This is a genomic window from Staphylococcus lutrae, assembly GCF_002101335.1.
In the GTDB taxonomy this organism is placed as follows: domain Bacteria; phylum Bacillota; class Bacilli; order Staphylococcales; family Staphylococcaceae; genus Staphylococcus; species Staphylococcus lutrae.
Genome location: NZ_CP020773.1, coordinates 2,312,521 through 2,328,563 on the forward strand (window position 1 = coordinate 2,312,521; position 16,043 = coordinate 2,328,563).

The 16,043-nt window shown below is 32.0% G+C and carries 12 protein-coding genes and 1 pseudogene; 9 read left to right on the plus strand and 4 right to left on the minus strand.

Annotation, left to right across the window (positions count from 1 at the left end; all coding sequences use genetic code 11):
- Positions 1-4: 4 nt before the first annotated feature.
- Positions 5-1,345: a type I glutamate--ammonia ligase gene (gene glnA, locus B5P37_RS10740; RefSeq protein WP_085238207.1), complete on the plus strand. Its 1,341-nt coding sequence runs from the start codon at positions 5-7 to the stop codon at positions 1,343-1,345.
- Positions 1,346-1,657: 312 nt separating this feature from the next.
- On the opposite strand, the gene B5P37_RS10745 is transcribed toward glnA, so the two are convergent.
- From B5P37_RS10745 to B5P37_RS10755, 3 genes are all read right to left on the minus strand, one after another.
- On the minus strand, positions 1,658-2,140 hold the full coding sequence (locus B5P37_RS10745; protein WP_085238208.1) for a hypothetical protein: 483 nt from the start codon (positions 2,138-2,140) through the stop codon (positions 1,658-1,660).
- 858 nt (positions 2,141-2,998) lie between these two features.
- Positions 2,999-3,142, minus strand: a complete 144-nt coding sequence (locus tag B5P37_RS10750) for a hypothetical protein (RefSeq protein ID WP_085238209.1) — start codon at positions 3,140-3,142, stop codon at positions 2,999-3,001.
- Between the two features lie 23 nt (positions 3,143-3,165).
- Positions 3,166-3,957: an exotoxin beta-grasp domain-containing protein gene (locus tag B5P37_RS10755; RefSeq protein ID WP_085238210.1), complete on the minus strand. Its 792-nt coding sequence runs from the start codon at positions 3,955-3,957 to the stop codon at positions 3,166-3,168.
- 401 nt (positions 3,958-4,358) lie between these two features.
- On the opposite strand from B5P37_RS10755, the gene B5P37_RS10760 reads away from it, so the two are divergent.
- Positions 4,359-5,177, plus strand: coding sequence for an exotoxin (locus B5P37_RS10760; protein WP_085238211.1), 819 nt, complete (start codon positions 4,359-4,361; stop codon positions 5,175-5,177).
- A 592-nt stretch (positions 5,178-5,769) separates the two neighbouring features.
- Here the strand turns inward: B5P37_RS10760 and B5P37_RS10765 are convergent.
- Positions 5,770-7,002: an MDR family MFS transporter gene (locus B5P37_RS10765; RefSeq protein ID WP_085238212.1), complete on the minus strand. Its 1,233-nt coding sequence runs from the start codon at positions 7,000-7,002 to the stop codon at positions 5,770-5,772.
- Positions 7,003-7,369: 367 nt separating this feature from the next.
- Here B5P37_RS10765 and B5P37_RS10770 point away from each other — a divergent pair, with 367 nt between their 5' ends.
- The 7 genes and pseudogenes from B5P37_RS10770 (at position 7,370) to B5P37_RS10805 (ending at position 15,945) form a co-directional block, all read left to right on the plus strand.
- Positions 7,370-8,632, plus strand: a complete 1,263-nt coding sequence (locus tag B5P37_RS10770; protein ID WP_085238213.1) for an MFS transporter — start codon at positions 7,370-7,372, stop codon at positions 8,630-8,632.
- 12 nt (positions 8,633-8,644) lie between these two features.
- The gene (locus tag B5P37_RS10775) at positions 8,645-9,517 is read left to right on the plus strand and encodes an ATP-binding cassette domain-containing protein (RefSeq protein WP_085238214.1); all 873 of its coding nucleotides are present in this window, start codon (positions 8,645-8,647) and stop codon (positions 9,515-9,517) included.
- A gap of 79 nt (positions 9,518-9,596) precedes the next feature.
- A pseudogene (locus B5P37_RS10785) lies at positions 9,597-10,738 on the plus strand (IS3 family transposase).
- Positions 10,739-10,904: 166 nt separating this feature from the next.
- Positions 10,905-11,444 carry an ATP-binding cassette domain-containing protein gene (locus B5P37_RS10790; RefSeq protein ID WP_085238215.1) on the plus strand — a complete coding sequence of 180 codons (540 nt, stop codon included), beginning with the start codon at positions 10,905-10,907 and terminating at the stop codon, positions 11,442-11,444.
- 620 nt (positions 11,445-12,064) lie between these two features.
- Positions 12,065-12,853, plus strand: coding sequence for a glycerophosphodiester phosphodiesterase family protein (locus B5P37_RS10795; RefSeq protein WP_085238472.1), 789 nt, complete (start codon positions 12,065-12,067; stop codon positions 12,851-12,853).
- Positions 12,841-14,127: an MFS transporter gene (locus B5P37_RS10800; RefSeq protein ID WP_085238216.1), complete on the plus strand. Its 1,287-nt coding sequence runs from the start codon at positions 12,841-12,843 to the stop codon at positions 14,125-14,127. The genes B5P37_RS10795 and B5P37_RS10800 overlap by 13 nt, the downstream gene beginning before the upstream one ends.
- A gap of 501 nt (positions 14,128-14,628) precedes the next feature.
- The gene (locus tag B5P37_RS10805; protein WP_085238217.1) at positions 14,629-15,945 is read left to right on the plus strand and encodes a hypothetical protein; all 1,317 of its coding nucleotides are present in this window, start codon (positions 14,629-14,631) and stop codon (positions 15,943-15,945) included.
- Positions 15,946-16,043 lie beyond the last annotated feature (98 nt).

Sequence of the window (16,043 nt, forward strand, 5' to 3'; positions counted from 1 at the left end):
TTTAATGCCAAAACAACACTTTACTAAAGATGATATCAGACGCTTTGCCAAAGAAGAAAACGTACGCTATTTACGCTTACAATTTACTGATATTTTAGGGACAATTAAAAACGTTGAAGTACCAGTAAGCCAATTAGAAAAAGTATTGGACAATGAAATGATGTTTGATGGCTCTTCCATTGAAGGCTTCGTTCGTATTGAGGAATCAGATATGTATTTATACCCTGATTTGGATACGTGGGTTATTTTCCCTTGGACAGCGGGACAAGGAAAAGTAGCACGTTTAATCTGTGATATTTACACGACAGATCACGAACCATTTTCTGGAGACCCACGCAGCAATTTAAAACGTGTATTAAAAGAAATGGAAGCTTTAGGTTACACGGATTTTAACTTAGGGCCTGAACCTGAATTTTTCTTATTTAAGTTAGATGAAAAAGGCGAACCAACAATGGAATTAAATGATCACGGTGGGTATTTCGATTTAGCACCAACGGACTTAGGTGAAAATTGTCGTCGTGATATCGTCCTTGAATTAGAAGACATGGGCTTTGATATTGAAGCTTCACATCATGAAGTGGCGCCAGGTCAACATGAAATTGATTTCAAATATGCAGATGCTGTAACAGCTTGTGACAACATTCAAACTTTTAAATTGGTCGTAAAGACAATTGCACGTAAACACAACTTACATGCGACGTTTATGCCGAAACCATTGTTTGGCGTTAACGGAAGTGGGATGCACTTTAATGTTTCACTATTCAAAGGGAAAGAAAATGCATTCTATGATGAAAATAGCGAAATGCAATTAACAGAAGATGCATATCACTTTATTGCAGGTATTATGAAAAATGCTCGAGGTTATACAGCAGTGTGTAACCCACTTGTCAATTCATACAAACGTCTTGTGCCTGGATATGAGGCACCAAGTTACATCGCTTGGAGTGGTAAAAACCGCTCGCCATTAGTTCGTGTCCCAAGTTCGCGCGGTTTATCGACACGTGTTGAAATCCGTTCAGTTGATCCTGCAGCGAATCCATATATGGCATTAGCGACAATATTACAAGCTGGTTTAGATGGCATTAAAAATAAATTAGAAGTGCCAAAACCAGTAAATCAAAACATTTATGAAATGAACCGTGAAGAACGTGAAGCAGTCGGCATTGAAGACTTACCATCCACACTTTACACAGCTTTAAAAGCAATGCGTGAGAATCCAATCGTTAAAGAAGCACTGGGTGACCACATCTATCACCAATTTATCAACTCTAAGTCTATTGAATGGGATTATTACCGCACGCAAGTGTCTGAATGGGAAGTTGAGCAGTATATGAAACAGTATTAATAGGTTGAACCCTTGAAGCTATGCGCTTTGAGGGTTTTTGTTTTGCACATAGTTTTTTCTTTTTATGTTAATTGGGTGCAAAATGGGGGAGATCAAATTAAGGATAGCGGGATAAAGTATCTTGAATAACTGACACACTTAATTTGACAAACCTAGAAAAAGGGAGCAGAAATAATTAAAACATAGTAAATGCGTCCTTATTGCTGTTTTAATTTACGGATGCTCAATTAGTGACCTTGACCTAACAAATTTCCTGTTATGTGTCACTTTACGTGGATTTGTGTCCGATTTGGGCACAAACCCACTCGTGATTTATTTAAAATTAGGATCTAACCAATAATTGTTTGCATAACTTCTTGCATTTTCTCTTATCTTATAAATGTTATCTTTATTTAAATTTTTAATTAGATCTTTATCAAAACTCATTTTTAAAATAATATTGTTATGTTTATTCAGCTTATTATCTTCTGTTTTCTTTTCTACACTAATAACAACATTATCGATGTTTAATTTTGTTTTTTTAACACCCAACACCGCTTTACCTGCACCATCTTGCATTTCACGAACAACAGAGTCTTTATTAAATCCGCTAAAATCTTTCAAAGTGATAGCAACTATTTTGTCGTTTTCATTATAGATTATTTTTGAAAAATTTTTTTCTCCAACTTCATTTTTGATTGACTTTTCTAATTTTTGTTCGTCTGTTAAACGCTTATCATCATTTTTTGAACCATCATTGCCACATGCCGATAAAACTAGAATACTAGCGAATAATAAAAAGAATATTCTTTTCATTTTACAATCTCCTTTAAAATAATAATGTGGATAACCTTGTCACATCCCAAACAACCATTGCTTTTATGATTCATTATTCAAACTTATTAAAAAGTGTTGTATATAAAGCGCAATAAGTGACGTTTTAATGATAAAAATAATTACTATAATTTTAGTAATTGTTTTTTTGATATCGAATGCTTCTTGAGTTATAGCGTCCATATCTAATAACTCTTTTACCACTTTTCAGTGCTGCTAAAACTTCATTTTTAGTTGCATCATTTCCTAATGATTTTGTTTCATTAGCGCCAAAAACGGCATAAATAATTTCTGCTTTTTCATGTAAATAACGAAGATGTTAACTTGATCACCATTGACTTGCTTTATTTTATCAATTAGTATAATATCTTTATCTTCAAATAAGCGGCTCTATCGAATCACCATTGACCTGTAATGAAAAGTTGTGATTAAGTGTGTGTCCGTTGTATTGTGTTGTAGATCTATTAACGTTTCTCCTATACTTGCCGTAACATAGCCATAAGTAGTTACTTCTGACGAAACGATATTGTCCAAATTGATTGTTTTGCACTTCTAGTTGATTATTGGCGCAATCAAGTACGCATTCTTGATGAGGAGGCGTGAATTGTAGGATATGTATGCGATAGCGTTGTCATCTTTATAAATAGCATCTATATCACTTTTTCTAACCCCAAAAATGCCAGCTATTCTTTGCATGACTCTGTTCAGCTCATGTAATACTGCTGAGTTCTATTTTTATGCAAATCTTTTTTATTTATTACTTCATTATTGCCAATACTAATTTCAAAAAGTGTAGTTATCGACATTACAACAATAGGTAAAATTAGTATAATCATTATTTTATTTTGTATACAAATTCACACCAATATGGTTTATATCATCAGATTTTAAATTTTTATTATCTTCATAAATTTTATCTATTTGGTAGGCATTTTCTCCTTTCCAATCATAAATATCAAAAGAATAATTTTTTGAAGTCTTCATATCAATTTCAATTAATCCTGTGCTTACATTGATCCTTTTATTGTGGTTAAGTGCACTTCTATACGAATAGCGGAAGAATCTACCGTTTTATTATCTCCATATATATTTATAAATTTATACGGTATAAATGGAACTAAATCTTTGTTTGGGAACAGATCATACCAAAAACTCTCATGGTCTTTTTCAATAAATTTGATATAACCTGTTTCAAATGCAGAGCCGTCACGCTCATATAACTTTTTCTCTCTAGTCAACCAATTTCTAACTTTATAATCAAGTTCTTGGACTGTAACATTTACTTTATTTGTATTAATTATGAAAGAAAATTTTTGTCTATTGTCAACAGTAGCTGAGACAACAATGCCGTTACTATTAGTATTGTCGGAAGAATGCAAAGTTAATCCTCCATACATACAAACCCCATTAAAAATGATTTTTTCGTCAGTTTCGTTCTTAGGTACTAAACAAGTATAATAATAAGGTACTCCAAAAACATCAACCTGATTATTTTTATATTTATCTGCAAGTGCCTTATTTGCAAGTTCGGTTCTCACTTCTTTATAGCCAGAATAAGAAATAGGAAAAATTAAATCATGTTGCAAAAACTGTCTAGTATTTTTAATGTTTTCTGCCATTATCGGTGTATTCATATATAGAACTTCAATATTTCCCATAGTTCCTTTATTTTTTTTGTACTCACTTACTTTATTTAATTCTTCGGGTTTGGGGTCTGGTTGTGCGTTAGTAATGGGTATATAACAAAGTATTAGTATAAAAATAGTGATAACTATTGAAAAAAAAGATTTTTTAAACATGTCAACGCCTCCCTTTAATTTATAATATGTCTTATTAAGATAAAAATCAATATATTTTTATTAATAAGATATATTATAAGTTATTAATATATAATGTTTATTTGTATAATAACATTTTAAAAGATGAAGTGTTTTTATATTTATAGTGGTGAGAAGCAATTAAATAAGGCGTGTGCATATTTTTAAAGCGTTTTTACATGTTCGGCATCTAAAATATCTTCAATAGTGATTCAATATTTTTAGGAGGTTTACATCATCTTAATTATAATGAAATATAGAAATTCTCTTTATAAAATAGTATTTTAAATATTTTGTTAATATTAATTGATAAAATTTAATGGTATTTAAACAAAAGTGTTATAATTTAATTACAATAAGTATATTATAAGGAGATTTTTAAAATGAGTAAAAAGTTCAACAAAATTTTGGTGATGACACTATTGTTATTGTTTAGTGGCGTATTCCAGAGTGCACTAACAGGTTCTAATGTGATAAAAGCGGAAAGGCAACCAGACCCTACTCCAGAACAATTAAATAAGTCTAGTCAATTTACTGGGCTTATGGAGAACATGAAATATTTATATGATAATCATTATGTTCAGGGCATTAATGTTAGATCATACGATCAATTTTTGTTTTCTGATCTTATTTATTCCATCGAAGATACTAAATTTGGGAATTACGATAAGGTTAAAGTAGAATTTGAGAATAAGAGGTTGGCTGATAAATATAAGAATAAAAACGTAGATGTTTTTGGGACAAATTATTATAGTAATTGCTATTTTTCCGAAGATGATAAAAAAGACAGTAATCATCCAAACAGTGGTTCGGGAAAAACATGTATGTATGGAGGGATAACAGAACAAGAAGGTAATCGAACAGATAGTCCTATAAATATTTTAGTAAAAGTTTTTGAAGATAAACGGAATACTCTATCTTTTAGCATAAAAACGAATAAAAATCAAGTCACAGCACAAGAACTTGATATAAAGGTAAGAGATTTTTTGATAAAAAACAAAAATATATACGAATTTAATAGTTCTCCATATGAAACGGGATATATTAAATTTATTGAAGATAATAAAAATGCTTTTTGGTATGATATGATGCCTCCTGCAGGCAGTAATTTAGATCAATCAAAATATTTAATGATATATAATGATAACAAGACAGTGAACGCATCAAAAATTACCATAGAAGTGTACCTTACTAAAAAGTAAAATGAACATTATATAAATGTCAAGATAAATATGTACAATTTTGCTTTAATAAGTATGTACAGTTTTATTCTTTTTCTGAAGGAAAATGGATTTTTAACTTATGAAAAAAATTCACATGATAATGATTTACTTAATGTGCGTATTGGAAATGATATCAGTAATGGTGTCATTGCATGAGCCACACCTTCAGCAGTAATTAAATTTATCAAGTGTATCCTTAGTAGAGAAAATAAGCATAATACTTGATACGTCACTGTCCTATGATTCAAAGTAAATGGTGAAAAGCTAATATGACTAAAACCGAAGTTCAAAATTGTATCATTCTATAAAATTGCGTTTGAACATGAAAGGATAGGAAATATCAAAAGGAAAAAATTGAATGTCGCTTAAATAAAAACCTCGAAAGTGAAATGACATATTAAATGAAGTATTGTTTTACGTGAAGAAAAAGTGACAAACATTCGAAAAAGCCAATAGATGTCGTTGAATAGCGACGATCTACTCGCTTTTTTACGGTAATAACGTTGCAATACGTTTACGATTGAGAAGATGATTTATATTGTAGGTGGTTATCAATTTTGATATCTCTTGATTAATATTTCAGTCCTTTTCTCGCTTTAAAATTGCCGTAAATTGAATAATATATAAAGATTGCACCTAAACTAAGAAGGACGAACATATAGACACCCATAAGTTCGGACGATAGAAATACACCAAGAACAATACCAAAGCGAGCAATTAATTCTGACAAATTAAATCCTAACGAATTAAAAGCGGAGTATGTTCCTCTTTTATCATCTGGTATGATTTTAAAGCGACTCTCATCAAATATTGGTGCATAAATGATTTCTCCGATAGTAGCGATAATCATAAATAATACCAATAAGTAAAAGTTGTTTAGGTAAGTTAAATTTGAGTAGCCTATAATATACATGGATAATCCTATGATGAGTGCATATTTTTGATGCATGCTTAAAATGACTTTAGAAATAAAATAAGTGAATGTAATGACGATGAATGTATTAATGACCATTAATAATGAATACATTTTCACACCATCTATGTTTAAGGAAAAAATAGGGTTAAACTCTTCTTTTAATCGCACCGATATGTAAGATGAAGCAGATAATTCTCCCATCATAATAAGGCTAAATCCTAAAATCATTACAATAAAACGTAAATCTTTAAAAACTACTTCATAGCTTTTAAAAATAGAGGATAAATTTTTAGGTGATTTTTTGATGTTGATATGTTGTACTTCATCTTTAGGTATCCATTTTAATAATGCCAAAAACACCAAAATAAAAACAAAAAATGCGATGAAGAAAAGTAGTGATTTATTATTACTATAAAGCAAGCCGCCTAACAGCGCGCCAAATGCCATTGCTAAATTGGTTAGCCAATAATCAATTTTATAAATGTAATTTTCGACATCCGGCGTTATAGCGTCCATAATGATCGTATCCATAGCTGGGTATTGTAGGCCCCAAACAATGTTATAAACCGTGTAACAGCAACAAAAAAAGACGACGTTACTATTATCAATCAATGATAATGAGATGAATAATAGCATGACCCCCATGATCAGTTGATAGATGAGTACAAGTTTTTTCTTTGGTAGTATTTCTACAAAATAACCCCCTAGTAATGAAATTGGAAAATTCACTAATACTAAAATTGTAAGAAATGTACCTGCGATTTTAGCATTTGACATATCAGTCAGATAAAGCGCGATAAAAGGCAAAAAAGCTGTTGTAATTAACTCTTGAAAAAAGTTGCTGATTAATCTTACTTTTAATGTAATACTTAATTTTCCCCAAACCATAATTAATCTCCTTAAAGCCCTTCGTTGTAACTCTTTCAACTATAATAGCATATTTCTAAAAAGACTGACAATTCGAATTTGATGTACAAGGCTTACTTTTAAATTATTTTGGTTCTATACTTTTAACGGCCAGTGAAAAACTCACCAACCGTTAAAAGTATAGAACCGAAATTTATACCACATAATGAAAACGTCTCACTTTAAATCTAGTCATTTTAATTTAAAAATATAAAAATGCGATTGACTTATCTGAAAATTTAAAGTATTATAAATTGTTGTAATGTCATAGTCGTTTGAGGAGGGTTTTCATGTCTATTTTAAATGTTTGAATCACAAGAGAAATAGAAAATATTAGAGGTCATATAAGATGAAGCTACTAAGAATGAATAAAAATTTCCGTTTTTTCTTGGGGTCTAACACGCTCACTGCTATTGGATCAGTACTTTTTAACCTTATTTTTATCGTTTATGCCGAACAAATGGAAAATCCTAAATTAGCAATTAGTGCGGTTGTGATTGTATCAACAATACCAGTTGTAGGTGACTTCATTTTTGGCTATTTTTCTGATAGAACGATTAACAAATATCGCGCATTTTTGTTTATTAAAATAATCCAAGCCATAGTCTATATTCTGTTTGCATTGTTCATGTCATTTCATCCTAGCTGGACAGTTTTAGGATTTCTTTTACTTTTAAACTTCATATCAGACGGTTTATCTTCTTATAACCTTTATTTAGAAATTCCAATGATTAAAAAGATGGTTGAATCTCAATATATCACCGATGCGAGGGCACTATCGAATGGTATACATAAAACGATTGATTTATTAGGCCAAGTTTTTGGGGCAAGCTTAATCGTACTGTTAAACTATCAATATTATTTAGCAGGAATCATTAATGCGATTCTATTTTTACTATCTTTTTATTTATTATGGTTAAATAGAAAAAATTTTAAATCGATTATAAAAGTTGAAAATCATTATGAGGGAGAAAAGTTTCATTTTAAATCCATTATTTCTGACACGATTAAGAACTTTAAAACCTTATTTCAATATCAAAGAATATTTCATTTTGCTTTGATTTTTGCATTGATGAATTTAATCAGTTCAGCTCAGGATGGGTTGTTACTCATTTCTTATTCAGAAAATCCTAACTTATTATTTTATAATTTTGCCTTTACATTAATGATATACACGACTTCTGAAGCAATAGGAATCATTATGGGCTCTATCCTTCCTTTAACGATATTTAGAAGAACATCAATTGAAATCAACCTGATATTTGAGGTTGCGATTACCGTATTATTGATGCTTAACCTATTAATATTTGAAGAACGTTTTTCTCTTATCGTGCTCATGTTTTTTTCGGGTTATTTTATGGGCGTTTCCAACCCTAGAATTGATGCATTTATTATGCAAACGTTACCTGATAAGGTCATCTCATCGGTTACAAGTATTTTTTACACATTAGTCCAGTTGACGCTGCCGCTTGGAACATTTGTGTTTTTAACGATTTCAAATCTTTTTACTGTCAAATTGGCGTGGCTGATATTATCAATGATGGGCTTATCCGTATTGTTCTATTCCATACTGTTATCACGAAAGTATCATACAAAACCCGAATCATTGTAAGGAGGGATAAATATGGGGCAAATTATCATTAAAAACTTGTCTTTCAAATATACTGATTATATTTTTAAAAATCTCAATTTGAATATTAACGATGAGTGGAAGCTGGGCCTTATAGGAAGAAATGGTAGGGGGAAGACGACATTTTTGAAAATACTTTTAAATGAATTGGAATATGAGGGCCATCTTGATGCATCGATTCATTTTAACTACTTTCCAAGATATCCTGACAAGAATCAGTATTTAACCGTTGAAGCGATGTTATTAGATCGAAATCCTCAAATAGAACCCTGGATGATATATCGGGAGTTATCTTTAATAGGGCTCGATACAGAGATTTTGTATCGGGAGTTTTATACACTCAGTGGAGGAGAACAGGTGAGAATTCTATTAGTAGAGTTATTTTTAGATGATCACACATTTTCTCTTATCGATGAACCGACAAATAATTTAGACGTTGAAGGTCGAGCGATAGTGTACAAATACTTACAACAGAAAAAGGGATACATTATTGTCAGTCATGATCGTCATTTTTTGAATAAAACGATTGATTATGTTTTAGCTATAAATAAAAATAGCATTGATCTGATCAAAGGTAATCTTGAGACATGGGAGCATGAGAAAAATAACGCTGACAAGTCTACGCAAGAAAAGAATTCAGCACTAAAGAAAGAAATTAAACGTCTTGATCAAATGTCAAAAAAAATAAATAATTGGGGACAATCGCGTGAAAACAGTTCTAAATCCTCATTTGATAAAGCAAAAGCGGCTAAACTTATGAAAAGGTCTAAAGCTGTAGTTAAAAGAAACGAAAGAAAAATAGAAGAAAAACAATCGTTAATTGATAACGTAGAAAAAGTGGAGTCTATAAAAATTGAAGCAAGGTGATGTTAGACTCATTAACGGACACAGCGAATTGATAATAAATAGTTTATAATAATATTATTAATTTACGGGAGTGTCTGTCATGACTAAGAGAAGATATGAGCATAACTTTAAGATGGAAGCAATAAAACTGGTTGAATCAGGTAGAAAAGCGACTGAGGTCTCAAGAGACCTTGATATACCGATACAAACACTTACAAAATGGCTGAGTAAGTATCGTGAAGGTGGCGAAGCATCTTTTGTTGGTAGCGGTAAATTAACACCAGTAAAACAAACAGAAGTCGAATTACAAAAGCGACTTAAGGAACTTGAAGAAGAGAATCGAATATTAAAAAAGGCTATGCACATCTTTGCCAAAGACCAGAAATAATTTATGAATTTATATATCAACACCGGCACGAATTTCGTGTGACTAAGATGTGCAAAGTATTAGGTGTTTCAAAAAGTGGATATTATGATTGGAAAAAACGTCCAGCTTCATCACAACAAAAGAGACGTGATAGATTAAAAAAGGAAATCTATAAAGTTTATATTGGAAGTCAAAAAAGGTACGGCAGTCCAAAAATCACAAAGGAACTGATGAAAGAAGGAATAAAGATTTCACAGCGTACAGTAACAAGATTGATGAAAGAAATGGGTATCAGATCAATCACAAAGAAGAAATATAAAGCAACAACAGATTCTAAACACAATCTACCAATATATCCGAATTTACTAAACCAACAATTTAAAGTTGAAAAGCCAGGTGTGGTATGGGTATCAGATATTACCTATATTTATACACGGGAAGGATGGGTGTATCTCGCAACAGTGATGGAATTATTCTCAAGAAGAATAATAGGTTGGTCGATGTCGAACAGAATGACGAAAGATTTAGTGATTTCAGCACTAGAAAGAGCATTTACTGCACAGAAGCCAACAGCAGGTTTAATACACCACTCTGATAGAGGAAGTCAATATGCCTCAATAGAATATCAAAATATATTAAGAGAAAACGAAATAATAACGAGTATGAGTCGGAAGGGAAATTGTTATGACAATGCGTGTATAGAGTCATTTCACAGTATAATAAAGAAAGAACTCATTCATCATTGTAATTTTCAAACGCGTAATGAGGCAATGTTTAGTATTATAGAATATATTGTGACATTCTATAATTCCAAAAGAATTCATTCAACACTAAATTATCTAAGTCCACTTGAATTTGAAAAAATGTTTTCATAAAATGACCTGTTTAAAAATGAACTTATATGATTTTAATAAGTTTATTTTTGAACAGGAAACCGAGCAGAGCGAGGTAAAATTATAAATTCACTGTGTCCGATTTCTTGACACAAATCCAAGGTCAGTCAAAAAACAAGTGTTGTCCTTCCGTGATTTTTCTATATTAATGAATGGAAAACCGTTATTTAAACCGATTACAGTTGATTTACTTCCATCAGATATCTTATTTATTACCGGTAAAAATGGTGTAGGAAAATCCACGTTGATCAATTTTATTCTAAACCCTGTACAATATGATACTGTTGGAGATTATACGATTAACTTACCAGATGATATGTCATTTATAGCACAACAGTCCTTTTACAGTAAGGACAATGATCAGTTATTTAAATCATTAACAAAATCAGAAAAAGAAAAATTTCTATACTTGTTATATAAATTGGGGATGGATAAAAAACATTTTCACAACAATAAGGATCGCGAATGGAGTGATGGAGAAAAAAAGAAAGTATTAATCGCGCAATCTCTAATGCAGCAAAATAGCTTGTTTATTTGGGATGAAATAACGAATTACTTAGATTATTACGTTGTTGATCAATTGATAGAAACGTTGGCAAACGCACGTCCAACGATGATTTGTATCGATTATAATGAGTACTTCAAAAATGCATTAGCGACTCAAACGATACATCTGGAACCCATTTAAAATATAATACAAAAATATTTTAATAGGGACATCACACAGCCATTTTGAGATTAAAGCATGATTTAATTCGTCCATAAAACTGAAAAACGTTTAAAAAGTAAATCTAAAACTTGAATCGTCTATACTTGGTTGAACGCATAGGATGTGAAGCATTGTTGTTCAATTAAGACAGTAGGCGATTTTATTTTTTCAATGGAACAATCTTTATTTGAGTATCGAAAGTGATTTGTAGTAGGAGAAGTGGTTTTTATGGCGGAATAATAAAATAAACTTAATTAAAAATTTAGGTAACTGATGTTGTCATAGCAATGTAAACGCTTTATAATGGTGAACTGTCTACAGGATAATGCACATGATATTGCTTTTTTTGTAAACTAAATTTTAAAAGATATGAGTGTGTCATTTATCTGAAATCAAAATGAAGATTAAAGCGATATCATGGGAAAGCTTTGGAAGCAGGAGGTGCAGATAATTATTGTAGGCAGCAACAAGCATTACAAAGTTTGAATTAGAAATTATGAAAGGAAGCAACTAAAACGGGGGTATATGATTTGATATACGCGTAATTAAGAGAAACGTATATCTAAAAATATATGTATTTTAGTGGTAAAGGTATATTTATGACAACAATATTTGCACATAGAGGATTGCCGAGTCAGGCGCCAGAGAATACACTTGCATCATTTGACTTAGCTAGAAAAATTGAGGGCGTCAAATGGATTGAATTTGATTTAGCAATTACTGAAGATGAAGTTTTAATTGTGATTCACGACGATGATTTAGAGCGCACGACGAATACATATGGAGAAGTGAGTCAGACACGATACGCTGTGATTCAAGAGGCTTCTGCAGGTGCTTGGTATCATCCAAAATATGAAAATGAACGTATTTTAACTTTTGAAGAACTTGTTGTTTTTGCCAATCGTTTTCAAATGAATTTAAACATTGAACTAAAGGGCGTGACAGGACCGAATGGGAGTTTGTTGAGTGAACGAATGCTTCAATTATTACAAAAGCAGATTAAACAGTTAAACCCAGATATCGAAGTATTGATATCGAGCTTTAATTTTGCATTGCTCAAATTGGCTGAGCAATATCTTCCTCAGTATAAACGGGCAGTCTTATTTGAACGTTGTGCGTTCTATAATGACTGGAGAACGATTGTAGATTACTGTGGTTCATCAATTGTCCATTTAGAAGATATTGATATCACACGTGAACTTGTCACTGAAATTAAAACATCTGGTTATACGCTTAACATGTGGACTGTGAATGACAAGGATCGTGCGAATATGTTAATTAACTGGGGAGTTGACGGTCTATTTACAGATAATGCAGATCAACTCACTCACTTTCAACATGAATCAAGGAAACAACGAGAGAAGGGAGCACCGAAATGCAAAGATTGATTAAGAAATTAAATTTTAAAGATAGTAAGACACTCATTGGATTTTTATCTGTTGTGACAGCTGGTCAAATTATTTATTCGAGTTTTGAAGCTTTTAAAGGAACATTCTATAACCTGTTGCTGGATGTTCTACAAATTAGCAATGCTGAATTAGGCGTTATTTTTAGTTTGATTGGAATTTCAATATTCTTTTATATTCCTGGAGGATGGATTAATAATCGTTTTTCAATCAAATCGATTTTAATTGTGGGGTTAGTCATTCGTTTTTTAACGATTTCTATCATCATTTTCTTTACACCTACTTTCCAAATGCTGAAAATTATTGCTATCATTTGGGGGATTGTGGATGCATTTTTTTGGCCGGCTGTTTTAAATGGCGTCATTTTATTTACTGATCAAAGCAAACGTGGAATGGGTTTTGGTCTTCTAGAGTCTATTCGCCGTGCGGAAGAAATGCTTATGAATTTACTTCTTGTTGCTGTCATGTCGTTAGTGAGCGGTGTTGTGATATTTAAAGGTGGGATGTTTGCTTATAATTTATTAATTATCCCGTTAATTATATTGATAATCAAATATGTTCCGAAAAATGGCATTGCAGCGATGTCTGAAGATAAAAGTGAGGAAACACCAACAAATAAATCTTTTGAGGCATTGAAGGGATTAATTTATGTCTTAGCACAGCCTAAGATTTGGTTAGCTTCCATTAGTGCAATGTCCATTTATTGGGGATATATCATATTAATTTATAGTGTTCCTTATCTTCAAAAATTGTATGATTTATCTACAACACAAACGGCACTTTTCGGTATATTTAACACTGGTCTAATGGGTGTCCTTATGGGGATTTCAGCAGGTGTGATATCCGATTACGTGTTTAAATCATCTTCAAAAATGATTTTTTCTGCGTTGATCATCTCATCGCTGATTTTGCTCGGCGTGGTTTTCATTGAAGGAAATCTTTTTATCAGTATGGCCCTATTAATCGCTTTTTCGGTGACAACTTTCTTAGCTAAGAGTGTGATATTAGCCCCCATTGCTGAGTTTAGTATTCCCAAGAAATATGCGGGTGCTGCAATGAGTGTTGGCTCTTTCGCAGCATATGCGCCGATATTTTGGGTGTATACAATGAACGGGAAATTGCTAGATACGCATCAAGACAATGTTGTAACGGCTTACCGTATTATCTTTGAAATTGGTATTGTAGTATCCTTTTTAGGAAGTTTATGTACATTGTTACTTCTCTTTTTAAACCGTAAGTCAGCGCGACAAGCATAAAAGAAATGAAATCAATTAATCAGTTTTTCTGTGTTCTTTTAACAGGCGACTAGGGTATCATATCGCATTAATAGATTGAAATGCTTTTGTTATGTCGGACTTACCAATGAGATAAAATATATCAGCAAATGACAAAATCTGAGTCTTTCGTCATCAATGACAGAAAGGTCTCAGATTTTTCTATATTTTGATGGTTCACACTAGAGGGTCTCCGTTTTTTATGCTAGGAGGCTGAGGTCCTTCCTATTTCTGCTTTGACTTAATTTATTTCTTGAATCCATATTAGAGTGAAATGTAAAAGCGTCTTCGTAAATCTAAAAATGGCGTCTACATATAGGTTACTTGATTTTAGAGTTGGTGTCATTATCTTGATTTCAAATAAAAGTAAAATGCTGAAAAATGGAAACCGGTTGTTATTTGGTATAGAATGTTATTTGAATATAGCTTATTTTCGATTTGCAAACTGCTATATCATACCATTCCTAAAAGGAGTTTGATATTATGACAATTCAAGTTGCTGATTTAAAATCATTGGAAAGTGCTTTAAACGCAGGTGAAAAAGAAATTCAAGTTACACAATCATTTTTAGTTCCCTACTCTATTCATCTGAAGAAAGGTGTATCACTTTCAGGTGTTGATGAAAAAGATGTTCTTATTAGCTTCAGTAGAGGGGAAGGGTTTAGTCTAGAAGGAGACAATAAAATTAAGCAGTTATCTATTCAGGTGAATCAAGGGCAACGAGCAATTTTTATTAAATCTCAATATGAAGATTTAGGGGAAATCGAACTAGATACATTGACAGTAACTGGACAAGTACAAATCTTAACGAGAGCACCTCAAAAAAAATTGAATTTAGTGATTAATCATTTAGATATCATTTCGGCAGATACACGTTTAGCACCAGAAAAACCACTTGCCTATGGTGTCTCAGTGTATCAAGGCGCATTGACAGTTTATAACTATAACCAAGATGAAAATTCTCAAATTAAAGCTCACATTCAAAATGTAAGCATTGGTCGTGAAAAAGCGCCTGTTATCGGTACGGGAATTTTTATTGCTGGTTTTGGTTATGACGGCGGTAAGGTTGAGGTAGAGTACTTAAAAACGCAGGCGATTTATTCAAATGGGATGATACCATTCGGTCAACCAACATTGATTACGGCAGGTGTATTTATTGTGTCTGGCGCACATGCTAAAAAAATTGAGTCGGCAGGCCCACTGACAACATATGGTGTAAACGATATGGTTATTGACGTATGGGGCGAAGTTGACGAGTGGATATGTTACGATACTATTAAATCATATGGGACATCAGGAATAGGTTTTGTGAACTTCGGTGTTGTGCACCAGTTCGTTGCTAAAAAGCCTGTTGAAACATATGGCTCAGGAGCTAGAGGCTTTAATCAATATGATGGTACAATCGATAACGCAGAATTTGATTCAATTGTAACTTATGGAGATGGTTCAATTGGTATGCAGTTTTCAAAACCAGTAGGCAACATTAAAATCAACAACCACTTAATGACTTACGGGACAACAGGAGAATCACTTGTAAAAGGGCAAATTCAACTGTTAGATGCAACAGCACTTTCTATTAAACCACAGGGAGAAATAAAAAACTTGTCTGTTGGCGGAAATATTCAAACACACGGCAAGAATATTCTTGCGTTATCGATTGAAGATGAGGGAGTATTGTCTGATTTCCATATTGGTGGAAATATTGTCACTTCTGAAGAAACTGAGACATCAGTGGATCTTCAATCAAAGGCTAAAATCAATGAAGAAATTAGAAAATTAATCAATGATTGTGTGAAATAAAAGATTATTAACATTTAATATATATAATATATTTTTGATAGTTATAAAAACGTTATGTTAATAATGCAGTATGTTGTGATATTTAGAAAGTAAATAAA

What these genes read in the sequence shown, in the direction of transcription:
- B5P37_RS10790 (WP_085238215.1), top strand. Translation starts at nt 10,905, where the DNA reads ATGAATGGAAAACCGTTATTTAAACCGATTACAGTTGATTTACTTCCA.
- B5P37_RS10795 (WP_085238472.1), top strand. Translation starts at nt 12,065, where the DNA reads ATGACAACAATATTTGCACATAGAGGATTGCCGAGTCAGGCGCCAGAG.
- B5P37_RS10755 (WP_085238210.1), bottom strand. Translation starts at nt 3,957, where the DNA reads ATGTTTAAAAAATCTTTTTTTTCAATAGTTATCACTATTTTTATACTA.
- glnA (WP_085238207.1), top strand. Translation starts at nt 5, where the DNA reads ATGCCAAAACAACACTTTACTAAAGATGATATCAGACGCTTTGCCAAA.
- B5P37_RS10805 (WP_085238217.1), top strand. Translation starts at nt 14,629, where the DNA reads ATGACAATTCAAGTTGCTGATTTAAAATCATTGGAAAGTGCTTTAAAC.
- B5P37_RS10775 (WP_085238214.1), top strand. Translation starts at nt 8,645, where the DNA reads ATGGGGCAAATTATCATTAAAAACTTGTCTTTCAAATATACTGATTAT.
- B5P37_RS10760 (WP_085238211.1), top strand. Translation starts at nt 4,359, where the DNA reads ATGAGTAAAAAGTTCAACAAAATTTTGGTGATGACACTATTGTTATTG.
- B5P37_RS10770 (WP_085238213.1), top strand. Translation starts at nt 7,370, where the DNA reads ATGAAGCTACTAAGAATGAATAAAAATTTCCGTTTTTTCTTGGGGTCT.
- B5P37_RS10750 (WP_085238209.1), bottom strand. Translation starts at nt 3,142, where the DNA reads ATGAAGACTTCAAAAAATTATTCTTTTGATATTTATGATTGGAAAGGA.
- B5P37_RS10745 (WP_085238208.1), bottom strand. Translation starts at nt 2,140, where the DNA reads ATGAAAAGAATATTCTTTTTATTATTCGCTAGTATTCTAGTTTTATCG.
- B5P37_RS10765 (WP_085238212.1), bottom strand. Translation starts at nt 7,002, where the DNA reads ATGGTTTGGGGAAAATTAAGTATTACATTAAAAGTAAGATTAATCAGC.
- B5P37_RS10800 (WP_085238216.1), top strand. Translation starts at nt 12,841, where the DNA reads ATGCAAAGATTGATTAAGAAATTAAATTTTAAAGATAGTAAGACACTC.